This window comes from Erwinia psychrophila, from assembly GCF_039023475.1.
Taxonomy (GTDB): domain Bacteria; phylum Pseudomonadota; class Gammaproteobacteria; order Enterobacterales; family Enterobacteriaceae; genus Erwinia.
Map to the genome: position 1 here is coordinate 517,623 of NZ_JBCHVB010000002.1, position 26,813 is coordinate 544,435.

Here is a 26,813-nt window from a genome sequence, read left to right on the forward strand (position 1 = left end):
ACAGCAGCATTATTCCGGGATACGCAGCGTCTGTCCGGGGTAGATTTTATCCGGATGGGTAAGCATCGGCTTGTTTGCCTCGAAGATTTTGTTGTACTTGCTGGCGTCGCCGTACATCTCTTTCGCTACGGCGCTCAGGGTATCGCCTTTTTTCACCGTATAGAAACGCGCTTCGGTAGCGGCGTCGGAAACCTTCACGTTATCTTCTACCGCAGTGATGCCCGCGACGTTACCTGCGGCAACCAGAATTTTTTCTTTCAGTTCCTGAGAGATCCCCTCGCCGCTGATGCTGACTTTGTCGTCATTCACCTGCACGTTAACTTTGTCACTTCCTGGCAGATTCAGTCCGGAAATGTGGTCCTGAAGCTTTTTCGATTGATCGTTCTTGTCGCCGGTCACGCTGTCCCACAATTTCTCTCCTGCTTCTTTTACGAAGTTAAACAATCCCATATATCCTCCGGTTTATCCTTGATAAGAAAAAAGTTACGCTGATTAGCCCCTTCATTATAGCTTGTAGATCCCGTTCCCTCCTTCAGAGGGTCTCTGAAAGTGACATCAGGCCGTGGAGCGGGCACAAACCGGGGTAAAAGCCCCGTCCGTTATTTAGTTAGCGGCCACTTCGCGCTACACTGTGTTCCAATTTCCAGGATTAGCAGGAAGCATCATGCATTGCCCGTTCTGTTCCGCTGTGGATACCAAAGTGATCGATTCTCGCCTGGTGGGAGAAGGCACTTCTGTGCGTCGCCGCCGTCAGTGTCTGGTGTGTCATGAGCGCTTCACCACCTTTGAAGTGGCCGAGCTGGTGATGCCACGGGTGGTGAAAAGTAACGATGTTCGTGAACCTTTTAACGAAGATAAGCTTTGCAGCGGCCTGATGAAGGCGCTGGAAAAGCGCCCGGTCAGCGCTGACGATGTGGAAAACGCGGTCACCCATATTAAAAGCCAGCTCCGCTCCACCGGCGAGCGGGAAGTGCCGAGCAAAATGATTGGCAATCTGGTGATGGATGAGCTGAAAAAGCTGGATAAGGTAGCCTATATCCGTTTCGCCTCCGTCTACCGGAGCTTTGAAGACATCAAAGAATTCGGCGAAGAGATCGCCCGCCTGCAGGATTAAATGATGCGCGATGAAATATACATGGCAAGAGCGCTTGAGCTGGCCCGCCGCGGTCGCTTTACTACTGCGCCTAATCCCAATGTAGGCTGCGTGATCGTGCGCGATAACGCCATCGTTGGCGAAGGCTATCACTACCGTGCCGGTGAGCCGCACGCGGAAGTGCATGCGCTGCAAATGGCGGGGGGAAAAGCGCAGGGCGCCACAGCCTATGTCACGCTGGAGCCCTGTAGCCACCACGGGCGTACGCCGCCGTGCTGCGATGCGCTGATTGCCGCCGGCGTCGGTCGGGTAGTGGTGGCGATGCAGGATCCCAATCCGGAAGTGGCGGGGCGAGGGATGTATCGTATGCAGCAGGCGGGAATTGAGGTAAGCCACGGACTGATGATGCAGGAGGCTGAGGCGCTCAACCGCGGCTTTCTCAAGCGGATGCGCACCGGCTTTCCCTGGCTTCAGCTGAAAATGGGCTGCTCGCTGGATGGACGCACCGCCATGGCCAGCGGCGAAAGCCAGTGGATCACCTCCCCTGAAGCGCGCCGTGACGTGCAGCGCCTGCGGGCGCAAAGCGCCGCTATTTTAAGTACCAGCGCTACCGTACTGGCGGATGATCCCTCGCTCACCGTGCGCTGGGATGAGCTGAGCGCGGAGAGCCAGCGCGACTATCCGGAAAGCGATTTACGCCAGCCGGTTCGCGTGATCCTGGATAGCCAGAACCGCGTGACGCCTGAGCGAAAGCTCATCCGGCAGACCGGGCAGACCTGGCTGGCGCGCCACCACGCTGACGAACGCGAGTGGCCGGATAACGTTGAGCAGTTCATGGTGCCGCAGCACAATGGGCAGACAGATTTAGTTTCATTGCTGATGCTGCTTGGCCGCCGTCAGATCAACAGCGTCTGGGTTGAGGCGGGCGCTGGTCTTGCCGGTGCGCTGATCGCAGCGGGCGTGGTGGATGAGCTGATTGTCTATATCGCCCCTAAACTGCTCGGTGATGCGGCGCGGGGTTTGTGCCATCTTCCCGGCATAGCACAACTTGCTGAAGTGCCTGAGTTCATTTTCAGCGATATTCGTCAGGTGGGGCCGGATTTACGCCTCACCCTGACACCCCGGTCAAACTCCTACTAAAAGCGGAAGCAGACCGGTAAAGAGTGTGATAGAATCCGCCCCCCTGCGGGGCCATTACAGAACCCTGAAAGGAAGATTATGAACGTTATTGAAGCTGCTGTTGCTACTCCTGACGCGCGCGTTGCCATCGTGATTGCGCGTTTCAACAACTTTATCAACGACAGCCTGCTGAGCGGTGCGCTTGATGCCTTAAAACGCATTGGCCAGGTGAAAGATGAAAACATCACCGTGGTCTGGGTACCGGGCGCCTATGAGATGCCAATGACCGCACGTGCGCTGGCGACAGCCGGTAAGCATGATGCCGTTGTGGCGCTGGGCACCGTTATCCGTGGCGGTACCGCCCACTTCGAATACGTCGCGGGTGAAGCAAGCTCTGGCCTGGCCAGCGTTGCGATGAACAGCGATATTCCGGTAGCCTTTGGTGTCCTGACGACGGAAAACATCGAGCAGGCCATTGAGCGCGCCGGAACGAAGGCGGGGAATAAGGGCGCGGAAGCTGCCCTGACCGCACTTGAAATGATTAACGTATTGAAAGCCATCAAAGCCTGATTTTAAGGGGAATTTCGTGAAACCTGCTGCTCGTCGCCGCGCCCGTGAATGTGCTGTCCAGGCGCTTTACTCCTGGCAGTTGTCCAAAAACGACATCGCTGATGTCGAATACCAGTTTCTGGCGGAGCAAGACGTCAAAGACGTTGATATCAGCTATTTCCGTGAGCTTCTGACTGGCGTTGCGACCAACAGCGCGTACCTTGACGGGCTGATGAAGCCGTACCTGTCACGCCAGCTGGAAGAGCTGGGACAGGTTGAGAGAGCCGTTTTGCGTATCTCACTGTACGAGCTGAGCAAGCGTTCTGATGTTCCCTACAAAGTGGCAATCAATGAAGGGATTGAGCTGGCCAAAATTTTCGGCGCCGAAGACAGCCATAAGTTTGTCAACGGCGTGCTGGATAAAGCCGCGCCGCAAATCCGCCCCAATAAGAAGTAATCCTTCCAGGCCGGTTTTCCGGCCTTCTTTCTTTTCAGACTCGGAACGCACTCTATGGCATGTGGCGAATTTGAACTTATCACGCGCTATTTCGACCGCGTGACAAGCTCCCGTCGCGATGTGGAAAAGGGCATCGGCGACGACTGCGCATTACTGACTCTCCCTGAAAAGCAGACGCTGGCTATCAGCACCGATACGCTGGTGGAGGGGGTGCATTTTCTGCGTGATATGCATCCTGCCGATCTCGGCTACAAGGCGCTGGCGGTCAACCTCAGCGATCTTGCCGCGATGGGGGCCGATCCGGCGTGGCTGACGCTGGCGCTGACGCTGCCTGAGATAAACGAACCCTGGCTGAAGGCGTTTAGCGACAGCCTGTTTGAACTGCTCGACTACTACAATATGCAGCTGATCGGCGGTGATACCACGCGCGGCCCGCTGAGTATGACGCTGGGCATTCATGGACTGGTGCCGCAGGGCAGGGCGCTGAGGCGATCCGGTGCCCGGCCAGGCGACTGGATTTATGTCACCGGCACCCTGGGCGACAGCGCTGCGGGTCTGGCATTGCTTCAGCATCAGGTGAAAATCTGCGATCCGGTGGCGCATGAAGCGCTGATCAAGCGCCATCTGCGCCCGATGCCGCGTATTTTGCAGGGCCAGGCGCTGCGCGATCTCGCCAGTTCAGCCATCGATCTCTCCGACGGTTTGATCTCCGATTTAGCGCATATTCTGAAAGCCAGCGACTGCGGCGCTCGTCTCAATCTGGAAGCCCTGCCGCTTTCGGACGTGATGCAGCAGCATTTCGAGCCTCAGCAGGCGTTGCGCTGGGCCTTAGGCGGCGGTGAGGATTATGAACTCTGCTTTACCGTACCGGAGATCAACCGCGGCGCGCTTGATGTCGCGCTGGGACATTATGGCGTGCCCTTTACCTGCGTAGGACAGATGGCGCCGCAGTCGGAAGGGCTGGTGCTGATGCAGGATGGCGCGCCGGTAGAGATCGACCTGAAAGGATTTGATCATTTTGACTCGTGATAAAGATGTGGCTAAAAGCCGCCTGAAAATGTCCAATCCGTGGCACCTGCTGGCGACCGGATTCGGCAGCGGACTAAGCCCCTATATGCCCGGCACCGTGGGCTCGGTGGCGGCGATACCCTTCTGGTGCCTGCTGACCTTCCTGCCGTCGGATATCTATTCCCTGGTCGTCATGTTTGGCATCTCAATCGGCGTTTATCTTTGTCATCGTACGGCAAAAGATATGGGCGTACACGACCATGGCAGTATTGTCTGGGATGAGTTTATCGGCATGTGGATTACGCTGATGGCCATCCCGGTAAATAGCTGGCAGTGGGTACTGGCTGGCTTTGTGGTTTTCCGCATTCTGGATATCTGGAAGCCGTGGCCGATTCGCTGGTTTGATCGCAATGTGCATGGCGGCATGGGGATCATGGTGGATGATATTATTGCCGGGATACTCTCCGCGGGCATCCTCTATTATGCGGGCCATCTGCTGGCAAACTGATAAAGTGCCGGCTCCGGGAACAGGGCCTGCTCGTAAAGACGCAAAAAGCATCGTCCCTGATAGCTCGGCCCGCACCGTCCATGGGGCGGGACGCTTTACTCCCAGTCCTGTTCCCGGAGCTTTACCTTTGTCAGCAGTCTGAAGGGCGACATAGTCGCCCTTTTGCTATTCAAATCCCACTACCGGATGCGGCTGATAGGCGCTTTCCAGCTCAATAATCTCTTCCTGAGTCAGCTCAACGTCCACCGCGTTAACCAAATCTTCCAGCTGCTCTGCACGGGAGGCGCCAATGATAGGGGCGCTGACCGCAGGCTTGCTCAGCATCCACGCAAGCGAGATCTGTGCCCGGCTGACGCCTTTATCGTCGGCGATGGCGGCGACGCGCTGCGCAATAGCGCCATCATTCTCTTCCGTTTTTTCATACAGCGAGCTGCCAAATTCATCCGAGACGGAGCGGGCGGTGGTTTCGCCCCAGGGGCGGGTAAGACGACCGCGCGCCAGCGGACTCCACGGCAGCACGGCGATATTTTCGGCCTGGCAGAGGGGATGCATTTCGCGCTCCTCTTCCCGCTGAATAAGATTGTACTGATCCTGCATCGTGACAAAACGCGTCCAGCCGTGACGATCGGCGGTATACAGCGCTTTGGCAAACTGCCAGGCATACATTGACGACGCGCCGATATAACGTGCCTTGCCCGACTTCACCACGTCGTGAAGCGCTTCCAGCGTCTCTTCCAGCGGCGTGTCATAGTCCCAGCGGTGAATTTGCAGCAGATCAACGTAATCCATACCCAGACGGGCCAGGCTGTCGTCAATAGACTGCATAATATTGGCGCGTGACAGGCCGCCGGAGAGATTGCTCATCGGGAAATAAACTTTGGTGGCGACGACAACTTCATCGCGGCGGGCAAAATCCTTCAGGGCGCGGCCAACAATCTCTTCACTGCTGCCGTCAGAATAGCTGTTCGCGGTATCGAAAAAGTTGATGCCCGATTCAAGCGCCTGTTTTATCAGAGGCCGGCTGCTCTCTTCCGGCAAAGTCCAGGCGTGACGCCCGCGTCCTGGTTCGCCGAAGGTCATACAGCCCAGGCAGAGACGGGAAACGGTCAGATCGGTGTTGCCTAATTGTGTGGTTTTCATGCGGCTCCTGCTGATCGGTTGAGGGCGTTTAGCCTTTTTACAATCCGGTAAGCATAGCAGGTGCAATGCTCCCCTGGCGGGGAGCAAGGTCTTATTTACAGCGCCAGCCAGCGGCCGATCTGCTCTTCGATGCCCTGTGCATCCAGCTGATAATCATGGCGGATCTCTTCCTGGGTTCCCTGCGGAATAAATTCGTCCGGCAGGCCAAGATTCAGAACCGGCACCAGCACGCGCCGGGCCATCAGCGCTTCAATAACGCCGCTGCCGGCTCCGCCTTTGATGGCACCTTCTTCCAGCGTGACCAGCGCCTCATGGCTGGCGGCCAGCTCAACGATCAGCGTCTCATCAAGCGGCTTCACGAAACGCATATCCACCAGCGTGGCGTTAAGCGATTCGGCAACGGCCTCCGCTTCCGGCAACAGCGTACCAAAGTTCAGGATTGCCAGTTTCTCGCCTTCCCGCTTAACCACGCCTTTGCCCAGCGGCAGGGATGCCAGCGGCTGCAATTCAGCCCCGGTGCCGGTGCCGCGCGGGTAGCGCACCGCACTTGGCCCCTGAGAATAGTGGTAGCCGGTATAGAGCATCTGACGGCACTCGTTTTCATCGCTCGGCGTCATGATCACCATAGAGGGAATACAGCGCAGAAAAGCGATGTCAAACGCGCCCTGGTGCGTCTGACCGTCTGCACCGACGATGCCGCCACGATCGATGGCAAACAGCACCGGCAGCTTCTGGATTGCCACATCATGGATCAGCTGATCGTAGGCGCGCTGGAGAAACGTGGAGTAGATTGCCACAACTGGCTTATAGCCGCCGATCGCCAGCCCGGCGGCAAAGGTTACCGCGTGCTGTTCGGCGATAGCGACATCAAAATACTGGTCCGGGTAGTCACGCGAGAAGCTCACCATGCCGGAGCCTTCACGCATCGCGGGCGTCACTGCCATCAGCTTTTTATCATCCGCCGCCGTTTCACTCAGCCACTGACCGAAGATTTTGGAATAGGTGGGCAGGCTTTCGGCCGATTTTGGCAGCAGTCCGCTGGCCGGATCGAATTTTGGCACCGCATGCCAGCTGATGGGATCTTTTTCCGCCGGCGCATAGCCTTTGCCCTTTCTGGTCATAATGTGCAGGAACTGGGGGCCTTTCAGATCGCGCATATTGCGCAGCGTCTGTACCAGCGTCAGGACATCATGGCCATCGACAGGGCCGATATAGTTGAAGCCCAGCTCCTCAAACAGCGTGCCCGGCACCACCATGCCTTTGAGATGTTCTTCGGTGCGCCTCACCAGCTCTTTGATCGGCGGCAGGCCCGTCAGGACCTTTTTACCGCCTTCGCGCAGGCGTGAGTAGGTTTTACCGGAAAGGATCTGTGCCAGGCGATTATTCAGGGCGCCGACATTTTCTGAGATAGACATCTCATTATCGTTCAGCACCACCAGCAGATCGGCTTTGATATCACCCGCATGATTCATCGCCTCAAAAGCCATCCCCGCTGTGATCGCGCCGTCGCCGATCACGCAGGCGGTGCGACGACCTTTCCCTTCTTTACCCGCCGCCACGGCCATACCCAGCCCGGCACTGATAGAGGTGGAGGAGTGCCCCACGTTCAGGACGTCGTACTCGCTCTCATCTCGCCACGGAAAAGGATGCAGCCCGTTTTTCTGGCGGATAGTACCGATACGGTCGCGCCGGCCCGTCAGGATTTTGTGCGGGTAGGCCTGGTGGCCCACGTCCCAGACCAGATGATCAAAAGGCGTGTTGTAAACGTAATGCAGCGCAACGGTCAGCTCTACCACGCCGAGACCGGAGGCAAAGTGGCCGCTCGAGCGGCTGACGCTGTCTAACAGGTACTGACGCAGCTCGTCGCAGAGTTTTGGCAGGCTTTCTTTAGGAAGCAGACGTAGTTCCGTGACCTCGCTGGCCAGTGCCAGCGTCGGGTATTTTGCAGTATCAAAACTCATCAGAGACTCATGAAGTTATTTGTCGCGTTCAATTATGTAACCCGCCAGCGCCTGAAGTGACGTTGTATTAAAGGATTGCGCGGCAAGGATTTCTAATGCGTTGAGGGATTCCTGATACAGGTCCCTCGCTTTTTCCCGTGCGCCTTCCAGTCCCAACAGGGCCGGATAGGTACTTTTTCCCAGATCCTGGTCGGCTCCCTGCCGTTTACCGATAATAGCGGTGTCGCCGACCACATCCAGGATATCGTCCTGAACCTGAAAGGCGAGGCCAATCGCGCTGGCGTAGCGGTCGAGGGCCGGCAGCGCCTGGCGACCCCGCTCGCCGGCGGCCAGTGCGCCCAGACGTACCGCAGCCCGGATCAGCGCCCCGGTTTTAAAACGGTGAATTTGCTCAAGCGCGGGCAGCGTGATCTGCTGACCTTCGGCAGCCAAATCAAGCGCCTGACCGCCGCACATGCCCGCGACGCCGCTGGCCTGAGCCAGTTCAGAAATCATCGCAATGCGATCGGCAGGCGTCACGCCGGGCATAGGCGTATCGGCCAGTATAGTAAACGCCAGCGTTTGCAGGGCATCGCCGGCTAAAATAGCCGTATCTTCGCCAAATTTAATATGACAGGTCGGCTGACCGCGACGCAGGCTGTCATCATCCATAGCGGGCAGGTCATCGTGGATCAGCGAGTAGGCATGAACGCACTCTATCGCCGCGGCTGGCGCGTCAAGCGCCTGGGTGTCAGCATGCAGCATTTCTCCGGTCGCATAGACCAGAAACGGACGCAGCCGCTTGCCCCCTAATAATGCACCATACTGCATCGCTTCTACCAGAGGAGAACTCTGAAAGGGCAGCGGCGCGATAAAGCGCGTCAGGGCCTGATTGACCCTGGCGTGATGAGCGTGAAGCAGAGCGGTAATATCCATCACTCTTTTTCCGGCGTGAAAGGAGCCAGTCCGGCTTCCTGATCGTCATTCAGCAGGATCTGAACACGCTGTTCGGCCTGTTGCAGCTTTTGCTGGCCCACACGCGCCAGCTGCACGCCACGTTCAAATTCATTGAGCGCCTCTTCCAGCGGCAGGTCACCGCTTTCCAGACGGGAGACAATCTGCTCCAGCTGTTGCAGGGAGGTTTCGAAGCTGGCGGGCTGTTCGGCTTTTTTCGGCATAATCGCTATCGGCTCGATCTTTTATCATTACGGGTAAGTCGCTCATGGTAGCCGACTCGAAATGATTAGCAAAATAATGATATCGGCAACGGTTGAAGAAGCAGTTGCCGCTCGGATGTGGTACACTCCTGCCCCTGAATGTATTCCCTTCATTCCTGAAGCTGCAGCGCTGTCAGCTGCGTGCATTCACCTCTGCTGCTTACCGAGTAAGCCGTCAGAGACGCCTGCTCTTGCCGCCTCGTTGTATTTTGGATAGCCAGGATAAAAGCTGCTGCAAGTCGATGATTTTACCTGCTAAGTGCCGATATTTCAGCACTTAATTGCCCAACGAACCCGTGCCGCCATGAAGTTTATTATTAAGCTGTTCCCCGAAATTACCATCAAAAGCCAGTCCGTTCGCCTGCGTTTTATCAAAATTTTGACGACGAACATCCGAAACGTGCTGAAAAATAGCGACGAAACGCTTGCCGTTGTGCGTCACTGGGATCATATCGAAGTGCGCTCGAAAGATGAGAGCAAGCGTGAGACGATCGTGGATGAACTCTCCCGCATTCCCGGCATTCACCACGTGCTGGCGGTGGAAGATCGCCCCTACACGGATATGCATAATATCTTTGAACAGGCGCTGGAGCTGAACCGCGACCGCATTGAGGGCAAAACCTTCGCCGTGCGTGTCAAGCGCCGGGGCAAACACGATTTCAGTTCGCAGGACGTGGAGCGCTACGTGGGCGGCGGGCTGAATCAGCATGTTGAAAGCGCGCAGGTGAAGCTGAATCACCCTCAGGTGACGGTGAACCTGGAGATCGAAGACGATCGTCTGCTGCTGGTTACCGGACGCCACGAAGGGATTGGCGGCTACCCGATTGGTACGCAGGAAGATGTGATGTCGCTCATCTCCGGCGGCTTCGACTCTGGCGTATCCAGCTATATGCTGATGCGCCGTGGCTGTCGCGTCCATTACTGCTTCTTTAATCTCGGCGGTGCCGCGCATGAGATCGGCGTCCGTCAGGTTGCGCACTATCTGTGGAACCGGTTTGGTCGCTCGCATAAGGTTCGCTTTGTGGCGATCGACTTTGAACCGGTCGTGGGCGAAATTCTGGAAAAGGTCGATGATGGTCAGATGGGCGTGGTGCTGAAGCGCATGATGGTGCGTGCCGCCTCCCAGATTGCCGAGCGTTACGGGGTTCAGGCACTGGTAACGGGCGAAGCGCTTGGTCAGGTATCAAGCCAGACGCTGACCAACCTGCGCCTGATTGATAATGCTTCCGATACGCTGATCCTGCGTCCGCTGATTTCGCATGATAAAGAGCACATTATTAACCTGGCCCGGCAGATTGGCACTGAAGATTTTGCCCGCACCATGCCGGAATATTGCGGCGTGATCTCAAAAAGCCCGACGGTGAAAGCGGTCAAATCCAGAATTGAAGGCGAAGAGCAGCATTTCGACTTCGCCATTCTGGATAAGGTGGTCGCTGAAGCGACTAACGTGGATATCCGCCAGATCGCGGAAGAGACGCAGCAGGAAGTGGTTGAGGTTGAGACCGTGGTTTCCTTTACCGAAAACGATGTGGTGCTCGATATCCGCTCTGCTGATGAACAGGACGATCGTCCGCTGGCGCTGGAAGGCGTGGAGGTCAAAGGCATGCCGTTCTATAAGCTCAGCACCCAGTTTGGCAATCTCGATCAGAGTAAAAACTGGCTGCTTTACTGCGATCGTGGCGTAATGAGCCGTCTTCAGGCGCTCTATCTGCACGAGCAAGGTTACAAAAACGTGAAGGTTTATCGCCCCTAGCGGTCAACGGGGAGCGGATCGCTTCGCTCCCTTCACGTCCGGCCTGCTGCCTTTCTGCTATTCCCATTCCCGATAGTCATAGATCCCCGCCGCCAGCACCAGCTGACCGGCTACCTCATGCGCTTTTTCTTTTCCGGCCAGTAAGTCGATAAGCTTCAGAGCAAAATCCATCGCGGTTCCCGGCCCCTGGCTGGTCAGCAGGTTTACACGCGGATCCCACACCACGCGCTTATCCATCCACTTTTCCTCAGGAATGGTCTCTTTCAGACCGGGAAAACCCGTCATATTCCCGACCGGAAAAAGATTGTGCGGCACCAGCACAGTCCCTGCGGCAGCGCAGATCGCGGCGACAATGCGCCCAGCGAGATGAAACTGGCGTACCGTTTCAACCAGCAGGGGGCTGTCACGAAAGGCTTCAGCGCCTTTCAGCCCGCCGGGCAGCACAATCGCGTCGAACTCGTTATCAGCGACCGTCACCAGCGGCGCATCCGCCAGCAGACGAACGCCGCGTGAACAGACAATTTCCCGGCTGCCATCATCCGTCACGCTGGCCGTGGTGACGCTCAGTCCGGCGCGCACCAGCAAATCGATGGTGGTAACGGCTTCCGTTTCTTCACTGCCAGGCGCCAGGCAGACCAGCACCGATGCTTTCGCGTTCATAATCTTGTTCCTTACGCTTAATTAATTCATAAAGGCGGTTATTTTCCGGCGTAATCAGCCCTTGTGCCCTGGCACGCCGGATGAGGTAACCGGTAATATAATCTATCTCTGTCCGGCGTCCGGCGCGGATATCCTGCAACATTGAAGAGATATTGGCGGCCGTGCTGTTAATCACCTCATTGACATAGGCCAGCAGCGTTTCGGGCGTAGTATGCTGGCCCTCACGCGCCATCACTGTCGCCACTTCATGGCAAAGCACGCTGATTGCCTGCGGATGATGAAGCAGCTCCCCATTCTGGCAGTCATACTCTACCGTCAGCGGATTGATGACGCAGTTAACCGCCAGCTTCTGCCAGGCCGCTGAGGCGATATTATTATGCCAGGCAACGTCGGGTAGGGCATTATGCAGCGTTTCTGCAAGATGGCTGAGTGATGCGGCACCAGAGGAGACCGGGCCGATATGAGTGACGCCGGCGGCGACATGAACGATAACAGTACCGTCATGATAGGCTGCATGAGTGGTCATGCCCTTGAGTAACGGCTGCGGAAGGGTGGAAAGTTCATCCAGCGTGCCCATGCCGTTATGCAGCAGCAGAATGGGGCAGGAATCCCGTAGTATGAACTGGAGATTCCTGACGGCACCGGAAACCTGCCAGGCTTTAAGCGCCACCAGCAGCAGATCGCTCTCCGCCAGGAATTTCGGATCGTTGGCAATGCAGGTTTTGTTAATGATGGCTCCGTCCAGGCCGATCACATTGACCGAACAGTAGGGTTGCGGAACCCGCAGCCACCCCTGAACATCGTGTCCCTGTTGCTCCAGTGCGGCCAGCCAGATTTGACCCAGTGCACCACATCCCAGTACGGTAATTTTCATTTGTCCTCCCTGCAGACGGACTGCGTTAATTCAACCAAATGCCGGTTGCTTCCATGAGTATGCCTGTCACCCGCGACCCGGCGTACCCGTGGATAATCTCTTATTATAGCTTTCTACGCCGACGGTTTTTTTAACCGGCTTAAGTGGGTATTATGCATGTCACTTTTGCATCAGGAGAAGAGATCATGCCATCTTTCGATATCGTTTCTGAAATTGATATTCAGGAAGTAAAAAATGCGGTGGAAAACGCCAACCGCGAAATCGCCAGCCGTTTCGATTTCCGTAACGTCATCGCCAGCTTTGAGCTGAATGAGAAAAACGAATCCGTTAAGGTGCTGAGCGAGTCCGACTTCCAGGTTAAACAGCTGGTGGATATTCTGCGTGAAAAGCTGCTGAAGCGGGGCATTGAGGGCGCAGCGCTGGAGGTGCCGGAGCAGATCGAGCACAGCGGTAAAAGCTGGAGCGTGGAAGCCAAAATGAAGCAGGGCATCCCGACGGACGTGGCGAAGAAAATCGTGAAGCTGATTAAAGACAGCAAGCTGAAAGTGCAGTCACAGATCCAGGGAGAGGAAGTGAGGGTTAACGGGAAATCCCGTGACGACCTGCAGAATGCTATGGCGCTGATACGCGGCGGCGATCTGGGGCAGCCTTTCCAGTTTAAAAATTTCCGCGACTGATAATCGGCGCGGGGGGATCCCCCGCGCTTTTTACGCTTTGGCTCAGGCCGTGGCGACCAGCGCCTCAAGTTCAGGACGGCTGGTTATCTTACTGTCGATTTTCACGTAGGCGCTTTTCTCTTCAGGGACGATAAAGACCGCCGCGACACCGGGCTGTGCCAGCAGCTGCTTCTCCAGCTTTCCGCTGTCGAGCGGCTTGTCGCCCAGCATAATACGCAGGCTGCTAACGTAAGGCGGTTCTTTCATCGTCGTGCTGACCAGCAGCCAGAGCGTGGCCACCACGGCACCCGCCAGGAAAACGGTTTGCGCATCGAAATGCCCGAACAGCCAGCCACCCATGCTGCCGCCAATCGCCACGCCCAGGAACTGGCTGGTTGAGTAAACGCCCATTGCGGTGCCTTTATAGCCCGCCGGGGACTCCTTGCTGATCAGCGATGGCAGTATCGCCTCCATCAGATTAAAGCCGATGAAAAAGAGCTGAACGCCTGCCACCAGCGTCCAGAAATGATTTCCTGCACCCCACAAGACGATCTCTGCAATCAGCATTAGCGCCACGCAGCTGATAAATACCCGCTTCATACGGCGTTTAACTTCGGCATAAATAATAAAGGGGATCACGCTGCAAAAAGCGATGAGCATGGTGACCAGATAAACTTTCCAGTGCTCTTCAGCAGGGAATCCCGCCTGTTCAAACTCACCCGGCAGGGCAACAAAACTCGACATCAGCAGCACATGCAGGCACATAATGCCGAAGTTAAGCTTCAGCAGCCGTTTGTTCGCCAGCACGGCGCGAATGCTGCCTTTCACCATGCCCGACTCGCGGTTAAGCACATGGTTTGGCGTTGAGGGCACGACTGCCAGCGTAATGACGATGCCGCACAAGGCCAGCAGGGCGATCATCCAGAACAGGGCATGTAGCCCCAACGCGTGGGTAATCACCGGGCCCAGAACCATGGCGATAGCGAAGGTAATGCCGAAGCTGATACCAATAAACGCCATCGCTTTAGTGCGGTTCTGCTCGCGGGTTAAATCAGAAAGCAGCGCCATGACCGCCGCCGCAATAGCGCCGGAACCCTGCAGCGCCCGGCCCAGGATCACTCCCCAGATAGAGGTAGTGGAAGCGGCAATTACGCTGCCAAGAACGAAAATCAGTAAGCCCCCAACAATAAGCGGCTTGCGGCCAATACGATCTGACATCAGACCGAAAGGAATTTGAAACAGCGCCTGCGCCAGGCCGTAGATACCGATAGCCACGCCGATGAGGGTTTCGCTGGCGCCCTGTAACGCCATTCCGTAAGTAGTCAGTACGGGCAGTACCATAAACATTCCCAGCATCCGCAGGGAAAAAACCGTCCCCAAACCCCAGGTCGCACGCAGTTCGACCGGCGTCATTTTATTATCTTTCATTACTACCTCAGTTTATCTGATGCACGTATTTTAGGTGGCGGGGCAGGGCGGGTAAAATAATACTTTTTAAGGAGTGGTAACAAAAAGAAAGGGCGTGAGAATCCCGTCTTATTTAACGCAGTATCGTTAGCGGCAGCGCTTCTTCCCCCGGTCAGCTTACTTGCGTAAGCGCCGGGCTAAACTCGCTGGCGGCCATGATACGGCGCCAATTATTTCGGGTATTCTCACGCCCTCAGGCAGGAGATTCTTGTTACCTGACCAGGGTCAGCAAATCGGATGAGGCGGGTGCCATAAAGTCGACTGACATCATAACGCTCAGCGCGGTAATGGCGACAATCGAAAAGACAAACAGTTTACGGGCCCAGACGCGATCGTTCTGCGTCTTGTAGCCTGAAAGTGCCATTCCGAGCCACCACACGCTGACGGCCGCAGCCACAACCAGATACTTATAGCCCGCATAACCCACCAGCGTCAGCATCAGCGTGGCCACCATAAACGCCAGGATATAGAGCGTGATATGGTTTTTTGCCACGGAGATGCCTTTTACCACCGGCAGCACCGGGATATTCGCAGCCTGGTAATCCTTAAAGCGGAAGATGGCAATCGCGTACGAATGCGGCATCTGCCACAGGCTAAAGATCGCCAGCAGGATTAGCGCACCAGCATCAAACTGGTTGGTCACGGCACAGTAGCCGATGACCGGTGGTGCGGCGCCAGACAGGCTTCCGATCAGGGTGCCATAAACGGAATTGCGCTTCATATACAGGCTGTAAACGCCGACATAAACCACAAAGCCCATTACCGCCAGCCACATCGCCAGCGGGTTAGCACCGAAATAGAGCAACGCGAATCCAGCAATACCCAGAACGGTTGCATAAACCAGTGAGGTTGTCGGAGACATGAGGCCTTTTACCAGCACCCGATTTCTGGTTCTCTCCATTTTTTTGTCGATGTCACGGTCGATAAAGTTGTTATAAACACAACCCGATGCAACCACCAGCGAAACGCCGACTAAGGTGGAGAGGAACAGGGCATAGTCGATGCTGCCTTTAGAGGCGAGCAGGAATCCCCCGATAACAGAAATTAAATTTCCGAAAATAATTCCTGGTTTCGTTACTTGCAGGTATTGCTTAATCATCACGAATAACTCGGTTAGTTGGGCATCATGTTGTAGTTGAGGTTCCACATGATCCACAGCGAGCCAACAACAACTATCAGAATGATGAGTGCGGAAAAGACAATCGCCACCAGGTTCCATCGCTCTTCGGACGAGGTATTGAGGTGCAGGAAGTAAACCAGATGCACCAGCACCTGGATTACCGCGCAGACCACAACCACACCGATAATGGTTGCCTTAGAAGCGCCGCCGTCCATCACCATCCAGAACGGAATCGCGGTCAGAATGATCGACAGGATAAAACCGATCATATAAGACTTCACGCTGCCGTGAGAGGCGCCATGTTCTTTTGCTGAATGACTCATTACATGGCTCCCATCAGGTAGACAATGGTGAATACGCAAATCCATACCACATCCAGGAAGTGCCAGAACAGGCTCAGGCAGAGGATACGGGTGCGGTTAGTGGCGGTGATGCCGCGTTTGGAAATCTGATACATCAGTACCAGCATCCAGATCAGACCGGAGGTCACGTGCAGGCCGTGAGTACCCACCAGCGTAAAGAACGCCGACAGGAAGCCGCTGCGCTGAGGTCCGAAGCCCTCTTCGATCAGATGATGGAACTCATAGATTTCCATCGCGATAAAGCCCAGACCGAACAGGAACGTCAGCGCCAGCCAGCTGTTAACGGCGCTTTTGCTGCCTTTGTTCATGTTGATGACTGCCATACCATAGGTAATGGAGCTCAACAGAAGCAGGGCGGTTTCAACCAGTACGAACGGCAGTTCAAAAATATCTTTGCCCGCCGGGCCGCCTGCGGTGTTATTAACCATCACACCGTAGGTTGCGAACAGGGTGGCGAAGATGATGCAGTCGCTCATCAGGTAGATCCAGAAACCAAATACCTTATTAGATCCTGCATCGTGATGGTGATGCCCATGCTTTGCATGGGCGTCCAGGTTTTCAGTCAGAGTTTCAGTTGACATTTTTCAGACCTGCTTTGCTAATTTCGTCAAAGTGCTGATTCTCGATTTTTTCGATCTCGGCAACGGGAACGTAATAATCAACGTCTTCGTCAAAGCTCTTGATGACCCAGCTTGCGATCATACCGAGGAACGACAGACCTACCAGCCACCAGATGTGCCAGATAGCGGCAAAACCAAACACCAGGCTAAATACACCAATGATCAGACCCGCGCCGCTGTTTTTCGGCATGTGAATCTCTTCATAGTGAGCAGGCTGTTTGTAAGCTTCACCTTTCTCTTTCATTTCCCAGAACGCATCGCGCTCTTCAATGACAGGCACTTCGGCAAAGTTATAGAACGGTGGTGGTGAAGAGGTTGCCCACTCCAGCGTACGACCGCCCCACGGGTCACCGGTCAGATCGCGGTTCTGATCGCGGTCACGTACTGAGACCCAGAACTGGGTAAGCTGGCAGAGAACGCCACAGGCAATCAGCGCAGCACCGCCCGCAGCAACCACCAGAAGCGAGTGGAACTGTGGATCGATTTCCTGGCTCAGACGACGGGTCATTCCCATGAAGCCCAGCACGTAAAGTGGCATAAAGGCAACGAAGAAGCCGATGATCCAGAACCAGAACGCGCGGATACCCCATTTTTCGTTCAGGGTGAAGCCGAACGCTTTCGGGAACCAGTAGGTTACGCCGGCAAAGCAACCGAATACCACACCACCGATAATAACGTTATGGAAGTGAGCGATCAGGAACAAGCTGTTGTGCAGAACGAAGTCAGCACCCGGCACGGCAAGCAGTACACCGGTCATCCCGCCAACGGAGAAGGTAACCAGGAAGCCTACGGTCCACAGCATGGCAGAGTGCATCTGAATGCGGCCCTGGTACATGGTGAACAGCCAGTTGAAGATTTTAACCCCGGTCGGAATGGCGATAATCATCGTCATAATACCGAAGAAGGCGTTAACGTTCGCACCGGCGCCCATGGTGAAGAAGTGGTGCAGCCACACGATGAAGGAGAGAACGGTGATAACGACCGTCGCCCAAACCAGTGAGGTGTAACCAAACAGGCGCTTTTTAGAGAAGGTTGCCACCACTTCGGAGAAGACCCCGAAGACCGGCAGAACCAGGATATATACTTCCGGATGACCCCAAACCCAGATCAGGTTGACGTACATCATCATGTTGCCGCCCATTTCATTAGTAAAGAAATGGAAGCCCAGATAGCGATCCAGGGTCAGCAGCGCCAGCGTAACGGTCAGTACCGGGAATGAGACAATAATCAGTACGTTAGTACAGAGTGATGCCCAGGTGAAAATCGGCATTTTGAACATGGTCATGCCAGGGGCACGCATATTCAGGATCGTCACAAAGAAGTTAATCCCGGTCAGGGTCGTACCAATTCCCGAAAGCTGCAGACTCCATATCCAGTAGTCGACGCCGACCCCCGGACTGTATTCCGCGCCGGAGAGCGGCGGATAAGCCAGCCAGCCGGTCTGAGCAAACTCGCCCACACCCAGTGACAGGTTAACCAGCACCACGCCCACAGCCGTGAACCAGAAGCTCAGGTTGTTCAGGAACGGGAAGGCGACATCGCGCGCACCAATCTGTAATGGAACAGCGATGTTCATCAGACCGATAACAAACGGCATTGCCACGAAGAAGATCATGATCACGCCGTGGGCGGTGAAGATCTGGTCGTAGTGGTGAGGAGGAAGGAATCCGGCTTCACCCGCCGATGCCAGCGCCTGCTGGCTACGCATCATCACCGCATCGGCAAAGCCGCGCAGCAGCATAACGAATGCCACGATGATATACATGATACCCAGACGTTTGTGGTCAACCGAAGTCAGCCACTCGGTCCACAGGTACTTCCACTTACCGAAGTAAGTCAGTGCACCAGCAAGTGCCAAACCACCAAGAATGATGGCGGCAACCGTAATCATGATAATTGGTTCATGATACGGTACTGCATCAAGGGTTAATTTTCCCAACATCGTATTATTCCTCGGCTCCCGCATGAGAGGCTTCGCTCATGTCCATGCCTTCGTGCTCAGACATGTCCATTTTCCCGTGGTTATGCATGAACTTGCCAATAATTTTCTTGAACAGTTCAGGATCTGCCGTCGAGAAGAACTCAACCGGATGATTTTCGCTTGGCGCAGCCAGTTTCTCGAAATCTTCCATTGTCATCAGCGTATTCGGTGATTCTTTCGCTTTCGCTACCCACTGATCGAATGAAGCATTATCAGGGGTGGCAATCGCTTTGAACTTCATACCGGAGAAGCCGCGACCACTGAAGTTAGACGAAATGCCGTCAAACGTGCCGGGCTCATTCGCAATCAGATGCAGTTTGGTCTGCATACCCGCCATCGCATAGATCTGGCTACCGAGGGTTGGGATGAAGAATGAGTTCATTACGGAGTTAGACGTGATCTTGAAGTTCACGGGGGTATTTGCCGGGAACGCGATCTGGTTTACTGTCGCAATACCCTGTTCCGGGTAAATAAACAGCCACTTCCAGTCCAATGCAACCACGTCGATCTCCACAGGTTTCACATCGGAAACCAGGGGCTTACTCGGTTCCAGCGCGTGGGTTGATTTCCACGTCAGGATAGCAAGGAAGATGATGATCAAAATGGGCACAGTCCAGACCACGGCTTCCACTTTATTCGAGTGTGACCAGTTAGGGCTGTATTTCGCATTGGTGTTGGATGCCCGATATTTCCAGGCGAACACCACGGCCATTACGACTGCGGGAATAACGACGATCAACATCAAGCCAAAGGCTGTCAGAATCAGCGAACGTTGCTCCAGTGCAATCTGTCCTTTGGGATTTAACAATGCACTATCACAGCCACTTAACAATAAAGTGCCTGCAATTAATGACAAAATCCCCAAACTTTTATTGTATTTCCTGAGTCTCATTTAACGACCTCAATGACAAGGGCTCTATTGTCGTTTAAGTGTGGCGGCATTTTACGGGAAGGTTTCAGTACTGTAAACCAGCAACAGCTTGTGTCAGCGAGGTGTTGACACCTTTTGCAAACACTGTCACAGATGTTGCTGAGGGTGACAAAACATGAATATTAGCAAAGGGTTGCCATCAATATAACGAAAAACCATGAAAATTGTGCAATGAAAATCCGTGCTGCTATAAACAGCTACTTTAGCGCTCAAATATTTAACATACCCGCATCATTTGAGTGATAAAAATTACACAATAATAATTACGTACCGGTGTTATTCATCGCTTGTCTGTGCGGGTGAAGTTTAAAAACCTTTATGAAAATAGTTGGAAATCAGGAAATAGCAACTGGCTCGCTGATTAACAAAGATGCCAGATTAACGATTTTTTACGGCATCCTCGTGAAAGTCTGCCGCTGTGTTGTTGCATTTATGTTGAAAAATGCCGTTAGCCTGCGGTAAAGACAAGAAAATCGTCATCCCGGAATAAAGCCCATTTTATATCGTTAATTGAGCGATAGAGACGGGGGCCTACCGGGATGAGGTTCGCCTTAATGCCAGATAATCCAGTAAGGTACCAAGCGCCACTCCACCAAGTGCTATAGCAAGGGCGCCGGAAAAGAGCAGGCTGAGTGTAAAGTCTATCGCCAGCCAGCCTAAAAGATCGGGCAATAACAGGATCAGGCCCACCACGGCCATCAGGGCCCCCGTTTTCAGCAGTCGGGTTGCCCAACTGTAGGCGTTTGGCCAAAGGGTTCGCTGTGGGAAAGCGCCAGCTCGCTGTGCATCATCGAGGGTTTGTCGACAGCCCAGCAGCAGCAGCAGACCCGGCAAAGCCGCGGCAACCGAGAAGGCGTAAAAGGCTGGCCAGCCCCAGGATTCCACAAACCAGCCGGCAACCGGACCGACGTAGACGCGTCCCACTGCGGAGAGCGCTGAGAGCAGCGCAAACTGCGTCGCGGAAAAAGACTTATTGCAGAGCGTCATTAGCAGCGCCACAAAGGCAGCAGTGCCCATTCCGCCACAGAGGTTTTCGACAAACACCGCCGCAGCCATGCTATAGATATTTTTGTCAGTGACGGAAAGGATCCAGTAACCAAGATTGGAAACCGCCTGAAAAATACCAAACAGCAGCAGCGCGCGAAACAGGCTCAGCCGCTGCATTAACAGGCCACCATACAGCGCACCTATGATCGTCGCGATAAGCCCGAGCGTTTTATTGACGAGGCCAACATCGCCCGCGTCGAAACCGACACCGCGAATAAGGAAAATGGTCGTCAGGCTCGCCGCAAACGCATCCCCAAGTTTATAAAGCACAATCAGCGAGAGAATGAGCCAGGCATTGTTACGGTTGAAAAAATCCTTCAGAGGAGCAATGACCGCCTCCTCAAGACTGTGAGGTCTGGCGATCGCATCTTCCGGCTCTTTCGCTAACAGCGTCGCGACTACGCCGGGGACCATCATTGCGGCCATCAGCCACCAGATTGCCTGCCAGCCCAGGAAACGATCCGCCAGCCACAGCGCTAATCCTCCGGAGACCAGCATCGCCAGGCGATAGCCCAGCACGCTGATAGCCGCGCCGCTGCCGCGCTCCTCTGCGGGAAGCACGTCCGTTTTCCAGGCATCAAAGACAATATCCTGCGAGGCGGAGCAAAAGGCAACGAGTACCGCAAGGGCGGCCAGCAGCGTCAGGTCGTGTGACGGCTGCATAAAACCCATCAGCGCGATACCGATAATCAGCAGGATCTGCGTCACCAGCAGCCAGCCGCGACGACGGCCCAGGAATGGCGGCGTGTAGCGATCCATCAGCGGCGACCAGAGGAATTTAAAAACGTATGCCTGGCCTACCAGTGAGAAGAAGCCAATGGTTTTGATGTCCACGTTCTCCACGGCCATCCAGGCCTGGAGAGTGCCGGAAGTGAGCGCCAGCGGCAGGCCGGAAGCAAATCCCAGCAGCAGAAGTAGGGCAGCATTACGTTGAGTAAAAATCCGGAGGTATTGGCTGGACATACAAACCTTAAAACAAGCCCGCCGGAGGGCGGGCAGGGCAGATTAACGGGCGTTTTGCTTGATAAACTCGTGGATACTGGTGTCCTGAGCCATATCGGCGATCACATCGCTGAGGGTGGCATTCACCGCATCGGTGATTTTGGCGTTGCTGGCGGAGAAGGCGCCTTCGACGCTGTAGGTCTGGCGGTAGTTTTTCACCTGCTTATTGCCGTTCTTAGCTATGGCAATAATGGAGATGTCCGCTTTAGTGGTGATGCTGTAGCGCACGTTACCCTGGGTGACGTCAGCAAAGAGGTTGTTTACAACGATTTGCAGGTTAACTGCGCCGTCGGGACCAATCATATAGCCGCGGGTGCCCATCTGCTTCTCCAGCACTTCCTGCAGCAGGAAGCGAAGATCGCGGGACGCCGTCAGGGTGACCAGTTGGCCATCGCGGTTAACCTTGGCCAGCGCCTGATCGCTGCGTTGATCGGCGCCGTTAATGCTGATGGTGACGCCCATCAGGCTTGGGTCCTGCTGAGGCAGTTCGATTTTAGGTAGGATGGTCAGGGTATTGCTTTTGCTTGCACAGCCAGCCAGAACAAAGATGGCCAGCAGAGGAAAAATGATTTTTTTTAGCATGCTTATTTTCTCAATGACAAAAGTGACGTGGTGCTGACAAAACTGCGGTCATCATAACATCGCCAGAAACAAGAGGAAGCCCTGATAGCGCGTAAATTCATCGGCTTGCATTTTTTGCCTGCCGCTCAGGCGCCGGTGGCTGAGATTTTTTGACCGGCGCAGATTGCACCGAAGCGGGAGAAAATGCACAGTAGCGAGGCTGTCCGCGCAGAAATATTTGCTTACCAGGGGCGGGAAGTGTGAAAAACCAGCTAATATTTAGTGGGATGGGGCGCATCTCAAGGTCTTAGAGGAGTATGGGTATGATCCGCGAACAAATAGAAGAAAAGTTGAGAACGGCGTTTACACCTGTGCACCTGGAGGTGCATGACGAAAGCTATCGCCATAACGTGCCTGCGGGTTCGGAAAGCCATTTTAAAGTCGTGCTCGTCAGTGACCACTTTATCAATCAGCGTTTTCTTATGCGTCACCGCGCTATTTATAGTGAGCTGGCGGATGAGCTGGCAGGGAGTGTCCATGCGCTGGCTTTACATACTTACACTGTTAAGGAATGGGAAGGCTTGCAGGACACCGTACCGGCTTCCCCCAACTGTCGCGGTGCCGGCACCCTGGCCTGATCGCGCTATCTGTTTTTCCAGGCGGCCTGCGGGCCGCTTTATTGTTTCTGGCGAAAAAGGCCTTCATCGTCGATTTTTTCCGCTTTTTCCTGCAAAAATCCCCTTCGTTAACGAAATGGGGTAGGCGCGCAGCCTCGACTCGCTTAAACGTTGCCGCTATAATGCTGCGTCTATTTTTCCGGAATGTCTTCGGGACGCTTCTGGCAACAGGGAACGCGGTTCTGACATCAGAGGCCGTCCCGGTTCTTAGACTCCGCGCCGCTTCTACGAAGCGAAGCGGGTCTGAAGTTGACCGAGCACGTGATTTTTTGAGGGTATAAGATGCAAGTTTCAGTAGAAACAACTCAGGGCCTGGGCCGTCGCGTAACGATTACCGTAGATAAAGATGTGATCGAGAACGCGGTGAAAAGTGAGCTGGTCAGCGTAGCTAAAAAAGTACGTATCGACGGTTTCCGCAAAGGGAAAGTGCCAATGACTGTCGTAGCGCAGCGTTACGGTGCTTCCGTTCGCCAGGATGTTCTGGGCGATCTGATGCAGCGCAACTTTGTTGACGCTATCATTAAAGAAAAAATCAATCCGGCTGGCGCGCCAAACTATGTGCCGGGCCAGTACGCGCAAGGCGAAGACTTTACCTTTACCGTAGAGTTCGAAGTCTATCCGGAAGTTGAGCTGAAAGGCCTGGAATCGATTGAGATCGAAAAACCGGTTGTTTCCGTGACCGACGCTGACGTTGACGCCATGCTGGATACCCTGCGCAAGCAGCAGGCCACCTGGAAAGAAACCGATCGCGCAGCTGAAGCTAACGATCGCGCAACCATCGACTTCTCCGGTTCCGTAGATGGCGAAGAGTTTGAAGGCGGCAAAGCCTCTGACTTCATTCTGGCGATGGGTCAGGGTCGTATGATCCCCGGTTTTGAAGAGGGTGTGGTTGGCCACAAAGCGGGCGAAACTTTCACCATCGACGTTAACTTCCCGGAAGATTACCATGCTGAAAACCTGAAAGGGAAAGCGGCAAAGTTTGAAATCGTTCTGAAGAAAGTGGAAGAGAGCGAGCTGCCGGAATTCACCGAAGAGTTCATCAAACGTTTTGGCGTTGAAGATGGCTCCGTTGAAGGTCTGCGTGCCGAAGTGCGTAAAAACATGGAACGCGAGCTGAAAGGCGCTATTCGTAACCGTGTGAAAACGCAGGCTATCGACGGTCTGGTTAACGCCAATGAGATCGACGTGCCGGCTGCCCTGATCGACGGTGAAATCGACGTGCTGAAGCGTCAGGCTGCGCAGCGTTTTGGTGGCAACGAGCAGCAGGCGCTGGAACTGCCTCGCGAACTGTTCGAAGAGCAGGCTAAGCGCCGCGTTGTGGTTGGCCTGCTGCTGGGTGAAGTTATCCGCACCCATGAGCTGAAAGCTGACGAAGACCGCGTTAAGACCCTGATCGAAGAGATGGCGTCCGCTTACGAAGATCCTTCAGAAGTCATTGAGTTCTACGGCAAAAACAACGAGCTGATGAACAACATGCGTAACGTCGCGCTGGAAGAACAGGCGGTGGAAGCCGTACTGGAAAAAGCCAAAGTGACCGAAAAAGAAACGAACTTCCAGGAGCTGATGAACCAGACCCAGACGGCCTGATTTATCTGATTTCGTGTGGTTGATAAAAGCCCGCGGTCTTCTGACTGCGGGCTTTTTGCTTTTATCGCCTGGCCGGAGGGACCTTATGAGGCTTATTCGCTTATTAAACGGGCAAATTATCGTTTAAGCTACTTTTCCAGGTTAGCAGTAGCTCAAAACGTTGTTATGCTTGAAAGAGTGGGAAAGCATCCCCAAATAGGAAACTCGGTTGTAATGATACTTGTCTGACCCCGGATGGCGTCAGTGGGGAAGCGCTGGACACATAGTGTGCCGTATCGCCCTCAAGTAGATCTGATAGGGAGTGTTGCCAAATGAAATTTATCCAGGAGACGGTGATGTCATACAGTGGCGAACGTGAACAAACTGCACCTCACATGGCTTTAGTGCCGATGGTGGTCGAACAAACCTCTCGCGGGGAGCGTTCTTACGACATTTTTTCTCGCCTGCTCAAAGAGCGTATCATCTTCCTGACCGGTCAGGTTGAGGATCATATGGCGAATCTGATCGTCGCCCAGATGCTGTTTCTGGAAGCTGAGAATCCGGAAAAAGATATTCATCTCTATATCAACTCTCCTGGTGGCGTGATTACCGCAGGGATGTCTATTTACGATACGATGAAATTTATCAAACCGGATGTCAGCACCATTTGTATGGGACAGGCGTGTTCAATGGGCGCATTCCTGCTGACGGCTGGCGCTAAAGGCAAGCGTTACTGCCTGCCAAATTCCCGGGTCATGATCCACCAGCCGCTGGGCGGCTATCAGGGCCAGGCTACGGATATTGAAATTCACGCCCGTGAAATTCTGAAGGTGAAGCAGCGTATGAACGAGCTTATGGCCGAACATACGGGTAAAACTCTTGAAGAAATAGAGAGAGACACCGAGCGTGACCGTTTCTTGTCGGCGAGCGAAGCTGTAGAGTATGGGCTGGTCGATTCCATTCTGACGCATCGCACTTAAGCTCTGCGCCCATCGTCGACTATAGTTACTGATGGGCATGAGCGACGAAAGAGGATGCCGCAGGGCGGCATCATCGCCGCAGCGAAGTGCGGACGAAGATAACAGAAGAGGTTAACTGATGACAGATAAGCGCAAAGACGGTTCAGGAAAGCTGCTGTACTGCTCTTTCTGCGGCAAAAGCCAGCATGAAGTGCGCAAGCTAATTGCTGGCCCGTCAGTGTATATCTGCGATGAGTGTGTCGATTTATGCAATGACATCATTCGCGAAGAGATTAAAGAAGTTGCACCGCATCGCGAGCGTAGCGCACTACCGACGCCGCACGAAATTCGCCATCACCTCGACGATTACGTTATCGGTCAGGAACGGGCGAAGAAAGTGCTGGCCGTAGCGGTATACAACCACTACAAGCGCCTGCGCAACGGCGATACCAGCAACGGCATTGAGCTGGGCAAAAGTAACATTCTGCTGATTGGGCCAACCGGTAGCGGTAAAACACTGCTGGCCGAAACGCTGGCTCGCCTGCTTGATGTGCCGTTCACCATGGCGGACGCCACCACGCTGACTGAAGCCGGTTACGTGGGTGAAGACGTTGAGAACATCATTCAGAAACTGTTGCAGAAGTGCGATTACGACGTGCAGAAAGCGCAGCGCGGGATTGTCTATATCGATGAAATTGACAAGATTTCTCGCAAGTCAGACAACCCTTCTATTACCCGCGATGTGTCGGGTGAAGGCGTGCAGCAGGCACTGTTGAAGCTGATTGAAGGTACAGTTGCTGCCGTACCGCCGCAGGGTGGTCGTAAGCATCCTCAGCAGGAGTTCCTGCAGGTTGATACGTCAAAAATCCTGTTTATCTGCGGCGGCGCGTTTGCCGGCCTGGATAAGGTTATTTCCCAGCGTGTGGAAACGGGCTCCGGTATCGGTTTTGGCGCAACGGTGAAAGGCAAATCGCAGAAAGCTACCGAAGGCGAGCTGCTGGCGCAGGTCGAGCCGGAAGATTTGATCAAGTTCGGTCTCATCCCTGAGTTTATCGGTCGTCTGCCCGTAGTGGCAACGCTGAACGAGCTGAGTGAAGAAGCGCTAATCCAGATCCTGCGTGAGCCGAAAAACGCCCTGACCAAGCAGTATCAGGCGTTGTTCAATCTTGAAGGGGTTGAGCTGGAGTTCCGTGAAGAAGCGCTGACGGCGATAGCGAAAAAAGCGATGTCGCGTAAAACCGGCGCGCGTGGTCTTCGCTCTATCGTTGAAGGTGCATTGCTCAATACCATGTATGATCTTCCTTCAATGGATGACGTAGAGAAAGTGGTCATTGACGACTCGGTGATCGAAGGTCAGACCGATCCGATGCTGATTTATGGAAAACAGGAAGCGCAACAGGCTTCTGGTGAATAAATAACCACATCTTTCCAGTCAGTTATCTAAAAAGGGGGAAATTATTCCCCCTTTCGTTTTTCTCTCGCTCATAGCGTTGAATGTCACGTATTCATCCCCATATACTCAACTACCTGTGGGGAAAACTGCACT

At 54.4% G+C, this 26,813-nt stretch carries 27 protein-coding genes; 12 read left to right on the forward strand and 15 right to left on the reverse strand.

Annotated features, from left to right (window positions below; all coding sequences use genetic code 11):
• Positions 1-9: 9 nt before the first annotated feature.
• Entirely contained in the window at positions 10-450 is a 441-nt protein-coding gene (lysM, locus tag AAH446_RS08410) for a peptidoglycan-binding protein LysM (protein ID WP_342906256.1), read from the reverse strand.
• Between the two features lie 214 nt (positions 451-664).
• On the opposite strand from lysM, the gene nrdR reads away from it, so the two are divergent.
• The 6 genes from nrdR (at position 665) to pgpA (ending at position 4,734) form a co-directional block, all read left to right on the forward strand.
• Positions 665-1,114: a transcriptional regulator NrdR gene (gene nrdR, locus AAH446_RS08415; RefSeq protein WP_342906257.1), complete on the forward strand. Its 450-nt coding sequence runs from the start codon at positions 665-667 to the stop codon at positions 1,112-1,114.
• A 3-nt stretch (positions 1,115-1,117) separates the two neighbouring features.
• On the forward strand, positions 1,118-2,233 hold the full coding sequence (ribD, locus tag AAH446_RS08420; RefSeq protein ID WP_342906258.1) for a bifunctional diaminohydroxyphosphoribosylaminopyrimidine deaminase/5-amino-6-(5-phosphoribosylamino)uracil reductase RibD: 1,116 nt from the start codon (positions 1,118-1,120) through the stop codon (positions 2,231-2,233).
• A gap of 78 nt (positions 2,234-2,311) precedes the next feature.
• A complete protein-coding gene (gene ribH / locus AAH446_RS08425) occupies positions 2,312-2,782 on the forward strand; it encodes a 6,7-dimethyl-8-ribityllumazine synthase (RefSeq protein WP_342906259.1) in 471 nt (156 codons plus the stop codon).
• Between the two features lie 16 nt (positions 2,783-2,798).
• The gene (nusB, locus tag AAH446_RS08430; protein WP_342906260.1) at positions 2,799-3,218 is read left to right on the forward strand and encodes a transcription antitermination factor NusB; all 420 of its coding nucleotides are present in this window, start codon (positions 2,799-2,801) and stop codon (positions 3,216-3,218) included.
• A gap of 54 nt (positions 3,219-3,272) precedes the next feature.
• Positions 3,273-4,247, forward strand: coding sequence for a thiamine-phosphate kinase (gene thiL, locus AAH446_RS08435; RefSeq protein WP_342906261.1), 975 nt, complete (start codon positions 3,273-3,275; stop codon positions 4,245-4,247).
• The gene (pgpA, locus tag AAH446_RS08440; RefSeq protein ID WP_342906262.1) at positions 4,228-4,734 is read left to right on the forward strand and encodes a phosphatidylglycerophosphatase A; all 507 of its coding nucleotides are present in this window, start codon (positions 4,228-4,230) and stop codon (positions 4,732-4,734) included. Before thiL ends, pgpA begins: the two co-directional genes overlap by 20 nt.
• Positions 4,735-4,899: 165 nt before the next feature.
• Here the strand turns inward: pgpA and AAH446_RS08445 are convergent, their stop codons facing one another.
• The 4 genes from AAH446_RS08445 to xseB form a co-directional block, all read right to left on the reverse strand.
• Complete coding sequence (locus AAH446_RS08445) at positions 4,900-5,874, reverse strand: aldo/keto reductase (protein WP_342906263.1); 975 nt, start codon at positions 5,872-5,874, stop codon at positions 4,900-4,902.
• A 95-nt stretch (positions 5,875-5,969) separates the two neighbouring features.
• Positions 5,970-7,835: a 1-deoxy-D-xylulose-5-phosphate synthase gene (gene dxs, locus AAH446_RS08450; RefSeq protein WP_342906264.1), complete on the reverse strand. Its 1,866-nt coding sequence runs from the start codon at positions 7,833-7,835 to the stop codon at positions 5,970-5,972.
• A 15-nt stretch (positions 7,836-7,850) separates the two neighbouring features.
• The gene (ispA, locus tag AAH446_RS08455) at positions 7,851-8,750 is read right to left on the reverse strand and encodes a (2E,6E)-farnesyl diphosphate synthase (protein WP_342906265.1); all 900 of its coding nucleotides are present in this window, start codon (positions 8,748-8,750) and stop codon (positions 7,851-7,853) included.
• A complete protein-coding gene (gene xseB / locus AAH446_RS08460) occupies positions 8,750-8,992 on the reverse strand; it encodes an exodeoxyribonuclease VII small subunit (protein ID WP_342906266.1) in 243 nt (80 codons plus the stop codon). The genes ispA and xseB overlap by 1 nt, the downstream gene beginning before the upstream one ends.
• A 343-nt stretch (positions 8,993-9,335) precedes the next feature.
• On the opposite strand from xseB, the gene thiI reads away from it, so the two are divergent.
• On the forward strand, positions 9,336-10,784 hold the full coding sequence (gene thiI, locus AAH446_RS08465) for a tRNA uracil 4-sulfurtransferase ThiI (RefSeq protein WP_342906267.1): 1,449 nt from the start codon (positions 9,336-9,338) through the stop codon (positions 10,782-10,784).
• A 57-nt stretch (positions 10,785-10,841) separates the two neighbouring features.
• Here thiI and yajL read toward each other — a convergent pair whose 3' ends face one another.
• Both yajL and panE read right to left on the reverse strand, forming a co-directional pair.
• Positions 10,842-11,444: a protein deglycase YajL gene (gene yajL / locus AAH446_RS08470; protein ID WP_342906268.1), complete on the reverse strand. Its 603-nt coding sequence runs from the start codon at positions 11,442-11,444 to the stop codon at positions 10,842-10,844.
• The gene (panE, locus tag AAH446_RS08475) at positions 11,398-12,318 is read right to left on the reverse strand and encodes a 2-dehydropantoate 2-reductase (RefSeq protein WP_342906269.1); all 921 of its coding nucleotides are present in this window, start codon (positions 12,316-12,318) and stop codon (positions 11,398-11,400) included. The genes yajL and panE overlap by 47 nt, the downstream gene beginning before the upstream one ends.
• A gap of 185 nt (positions 12,319-12,503) precedes the next feature.
• Between panE and AAH446_RS08480 the strand changes: the two genes are divergently transcribed.
• The gene (locus AAH446_RS08480; protein WP_342906270.1) at positions 12,504-12,995 is read left to right on the forward strand and encodes a YajQ family cyclic di-GMP-binding protein; all 492 of its coding nucleotides are present in this window, start codon (positions 12,504-12,506) and stop codon (positions 12,993-12,995) included.
• Between the two features lie 42 nt (positions 12,996-13,037).
• On the opposite strand, the gene AAH446_RS08485 is transcribed toward AAH446_RS08480, so the two are convergent.
• From AAH446_RS08485 to AAH446_RS08520, 8 genes are all read right to left on the reverse strand, one after another.
• Complete coding sequence (locus tag AAH446_RS08485) at positions 13,038-14,402, reverse strand: MFS transporter (RefSeq protein ID WP_342906271.1); 1,365 nt, start codon at positions 14,400-14,402, stop codon at positions 13,038-13,040.
• Between the two features lie 250 nt (positions 14,403-14,652).
• Positions 14,653-15,540: a heme o synthase gene (gene cyoE, locus AAH446_RS08490; RefSeq protein WP_024967258.1), complete on the reverse strand. Its 888-nt coding sequence runs from the start codon at positions 15,538-15,540 to the stop codon at positions 14,653-14,655.
• A 14-nt stretch (positions 15,541-15,554) separates the two neighbouring features.
• The gene (locus AAH446_RS08495) at positions 15,555-15,884 is read right to left on the reverse strand and encodes a cytochrome o ubiquinol oxidase subunit IV (RefSeq protein WP_342906272.1); all 330 of its coding nucleotides are present in this window, start codon (positions 15,882-15,884) and stop codon (positions 15,555-15,557) included.
• Positions 15,884-16,504 carry a cytochrome o ubiquinol oxidase subunit III gene (locus tag AAH446_RS08500; protein WP_342906273.1) on the reverse strand — a complete coding sequence of 207 codons (621 nt, stop codon included), beginning with the start codon at positions 16,502-16,504 and terminating at the stop codon, positions 15,884-15,886. Before AAH446_RS08500 ends, AAH446_RS08495 begins: the two co-directional genes overlap by 1 nt.
• The gene (gene cyoB, locus AAH446_RS08505) at positions 16,494-18,485 is read right to left on the reverse strand and encodes a cytochrome o ubiquinol oxidase subunit I (RefSeq protein WP_342906274.1); all 1,992 of its coding nucleotides are present in this window, start codon (positions 18,483-18,485) and stop codon (positions 16,494-16,496) included. The genes AAH446_RS08500 and cyoB overlap by 11 nt, the downstream gene beginning before the upstream one ends.
• A 4-nt stretch (positions 18,486-18,489) precedes the next feature.
• A complete protein-coding gene (gene cyoA / locus AAH446_RS08510) occupies positions 18,490-19,416 on the reverse strand; it encodes a cytochrome o ubiquinol oxidase subunit II (protein ID WP_342906275.1) in 927 nt (308 codons plus the stop codon).
• A gap of 570 nt (positions 19,417-19,986) precedes the next feature.
• Complete coding sequence (ampG, locus tag AAH446_RS08515) at positions 19,987-21,465, reverse strand: muropeptide MFS transporter AmpG (RefSeq protein ID WP_342906276.1); 1,479 nt, start codon at positions 21,463-21,465, stop codon at positions 19,987-19,989.
• Positions 21,466-21,507: 42 nt separating this feature from the next.
• The gene (locus tag AAH446_RS08520; protein WP_342906277.1) at positions 21,508-22,086 is read right to left on the reverse strand and encodes a lipoprotein; all 579 of its coding nucleotides are present in this window, start codon (positions 22,084-22,086) and stop codon (positions 21,508-21,510) included.
• A gap of 302 nt (positions 22,087-22,388) precedes the next feature.
• Here AAH446_RS08520 and bolA point away from each other — a divergent pair, with 302 nt between their 5' ends.
• The 4 genes from bolA to clpX all read left to right on the forward strand — a co-directional run bounded on the left by bolA (position 22,389) and on the right by clpX (position 26,681).
• Positions 22,389-22,703: a transcriptional regulator BolA gene (gene bolA, locus AAH446_RS08525; RefSeq protein WP_342906278.1), complete on the forward strand. Its 315-nt coding sequence runs from the start codon at positions 22,389-22,391 to the stop codon at positions 22,701-22,703.
• 321 nt (positions 22,704-23,024) lie between these two features.
• A complete protein-coding gene (gene tig / locus AAH446_RS08530; RefSeq protein ID WP_342906279.1) occupies positions 23,025-24,329 on the forward strand; it encodes a trigger factor in 1,305 nt (434 codons plus the stop codon).
• Between the two features lie 335 nt (positions 24,330-24,664).
• On the forward strand, positions 24,665-25,288 hold the full coding sequence (gene clpP / locus AAH446_RS08535) for an ATP-dependent Clp endopeptidase proteolytic subunit ClpP (RefSeq protein ID WP_024967267.1): 624 nt from the start codon (positions 24,665-24,667) through the stop codon (positions 25,286-25,288).
• A 118-nt stretch (positions 25,289-25,406) separates the two neighbouring features.
• Positions 25,407-26,681 (forward strand): ATP-dependent protease ATP-binding subunit ClpX, encoded by a 1,275-nt coding sequence (clpX, locus tag AAH446_RS08540; RefSeq protein WP_342906280.1) that lies wholly within the window; start codon positions 25,407-25,409, stop codon positions 26,679-26,681.
• Positions 26,682-26,813 lie beyond the last annotated feature (132 nt).

Bases quoted from the DNA above. Each gene is read 5' to 3' on its own strand.
- lysM (WP_342906256.1), bottom strand. From the start codon at position 450: ATGGGATTGTTTAACTTCGTAAAAGAAGCAGGAGAGAAATTGTGGGAC.
- nrdR (WP_342906257.1), top strand. From the start codon at position 665: ATGCATTGCCCGTTCTGTTCCGCTGTGGATACCAAAGTGATCGATTCT.
- ribD (WP_342906258.1), top strand. From the start codon at position 1,118: ATGCGCGATGAAATATACATGGCAAGAGCGCTTGAGCTGGCCCGCCGC.
- ribH (WP_342906259.1), top strand. From the start codon at position 2,312: ATGAACGTTATTGAAGCTGCTGTTGCTACTCCTGACGCGCGCGTTGCC.
- thiL (WP_342906261.1), top strand. From the start codon at position 3,273: ATGGCATGTGGCGAATTTGAACTTATCACGCGCTATTTCGACCGCGTG.
- AAH446_RS08445 (WP_342906263.1), bottom strand. From the start codon at position 5,874: ATGAAAACCACACAATTAGGCAACACCGATCTGACCGTTTCCCGTCTC.
- dxs (WP_342906264.1), bottom strand. From the start codon at position 7,835: ATGAGTTTTGATACTGCAAAATACCCGACGCTGGCACTGGCCAGCGAG.
- ispA (WP_342906265.1), bottom strand. From the start codon at position 8,750: ATGGATATTACCGCTCTGCTTCACGCTCATCACGCCAGGGTCAATCAG.
- xseB (WP_342906266.1), bottom strand. From the start codon at position 8,992: ATGCCGAAAAAAGCCGAACAGCCCGCCAGCTTCGAAACCTCCCTGCAA.
- thiI (WP_342906267.1), top strand. From the start codon at position 9,336: ATGAAGTTTATTATTAAGCTGTTCCCCGAAATTACCATCAAAAGCCAG.
- yajL (WP_342906268.1), bottom strand. From the start codon at position 11,444: ATGAACGCGAAAGCATCGGTGCTGGTCTGCCTGGCGCCTGGCAGTGAA.
- panE (WP_342906269.1), bottom strand. From the start codon at position 12,318: ATGAAAATTACCGTACTGGGATGTGGTGCACTGGGTCAAATCTGGCTG.
- AAH446_RS08480 (WP_342906270.1), top strand. From the start codon at position 12,504: ATGCCATCTTTCGATATCGTTTCTGAAATTGATATTCAGGAAGTAAAA.
- AAH446_RS08485 (WP_342906271.1), bottom strand. From the start codon at position 14,402: ATGAAAGATAATAAAATGACGCCGGTCGAACTGCGTGCGACCTGGGGT.
- cyoE (WP_024967258.1), bottom strand. From the start codon at position 15,540: ATGATTAAGCAATACCTGCAAGTAACGAAACCAGGAATTATTTTCGGA.
- AAH446_RS08495 (WP_342906272.1), bottom strand. From the start codon at position 15,884: ATGAGTCATTCAGCAAAAGAACATGGCGCCTCTCACGGCAGCGTGAAG.
- AAH446_RS08500 (WP_342906273.1), bottom strand. From the start codon at position 16,504: ATGTCAACTGAAACTCTGACTGAAAACCTGGACGCCCATGCAAAGCAT.
- cyoB (WP_342906274.1), bottom strand. From the start codon at position 18,485: ATGTTGGGAAAATTAACCCTTGATGCAGTACCGTATCATGAACCAATT.
- cyoA (WP_342906275.1), bottom strand. From the start codon at position 19,416: ATGAGACTCAGGAAATACAATAAAAGTTTGGGGATTTTGTCATTAATT.
- ampG (WP_342906276.1), bottom strand. From the start codon at position 21,465: ATGTCCAGCCAATACCTCCGGATTTTTACTCAACGTAATGCTGCCCTA.
- AAH446_RS08520 (WP_342906277.1), bottom strand. From the start codon at position 22,086: ATGCTAAAAAAAATCATTTTTCCTCTGCTGGCCATCTTTGTTCTGGCT.
- bolA (WP_342906278.1), top strand. From the start codon at position 22,389: ATGATCCGCGAACAAATAGAAGAAAAGTTGAGAACGGCGTTTACACCT.
- tig (WP_342906279.1), top strand. From the start codon at position 23,025: ATGCAAGTTTCAGTAGAAACAACTCAGGGCCTGGGCCGTCGCGTAACG.
- clpP (WP_024967267.1), top strand. From the start codon at position 24,665: ATGTCATACAGTGGCGAACGTGAACAAACTGCACCTCACATGGCTTTA.
- clpX (WP_342906280.1), top strand. From the start codon at position 25,407: ATGACAGATAAGCGCAAAGACGGTTCAGGAAAGCTGCTGTACTGCTCT.